Origin of the sequence: Cellulomonas biazotea (genome assembly GCF_004306155.1) — a bacterium.
Taxonomy (GTDB): Bacteria; Actinomycetota; Actinomycetes; order Actinomycetales; family Cellulomonadaceae; genus Cellulomonas; species Cellulomonas biazotea.
The window spans coordinates 1-791 of the sequence record NZ_BIMR01000109.1 but is presented as its reverse complement, the minus strand read 5'-3'; the positions used below and the strand labels follow the sequence as shown (position 1 = coordinate 791).

The window sequence follows — 791 nt, the reverse complement described above, 5'->3', positions numbered from 1 at the left end:
CCGTCCGGGTGGCGGCGGCGTGGCGGTCCGCGGGTGCGGTCGGTGACGCCGCCGGCGGGACGGCCCGGGAGCCCGGCGGGCCGGCCTGGGCCGCGGGGCCGCCCGGCGAGGGGCCGCCCGACGGGCAGGACGAGCTACCGGTCGACGAGGACGCGAGCATGACGAGGAGCACGACGTGACGCACGAGGACAACGGCGCGGCGTTCGACGCGAGCGGACGGCGGCTCGACCAGATCCGCCTGACGGGCATCGCGGCGACCGGCTACCACGGCGTCTTCGAGCACGAGCGGCGCGAGGGGCAGACGTTCGTCGCGGACGTCGTCGTGCACGTCGACACGCGAAGGGCGGCGGCGGGCGACGACCTGGCGCACACGCTCGACTACGGCGTCCTCGCGCAGCAGGTCGCAGCGGTGCTGGCGGGCGAGCCGGTGGACCTCATCGAGACGGTCGCCGAGCGGATCGCCGCGACCGTGCTGGCCGCGGGCGCCGTGCAGGCGGTCGACGTGGCGGTGCACAAGCCGCAGGCGCCGATCCCGGTGCCGTTCGACGACGTGGTCGTCGCGATCCGCCGCGACCGCACCAAGCTGCCGGCCGCGGAGCCGTACGTGGCCGACGTGCGTCCGCAGCGCACCCCGACCCCCACGTCGACGCCCGCCTCGTCGCCGCTGCCGCCCGCCCCGGGCGAGCTGTCCGCGGGACCGCAGGCCCACGTCGCGTCGCCGCTGCCGGCGGCTCCGGGCCCGGTGTCGCCCGGGCCGGGCGTGCCCACCGCGTCGGCGCACCCCGCTGCGG

Annotated in this window: 1 protein-coding gene; it reads left to right on the top strand. The window is 78.6% G+C overall.

Annotated elements, in window-relative coordinates:
* Positions 1-175: 175 nt before the first annotated feature.
* Positions 176-791: dihydroneopterin aldolase (folB, locus tag CBZ_RS08645; protein ID WP_246013177.1), on the top strand; the 616-nt coding region annotated here is incomplete at its 3' end.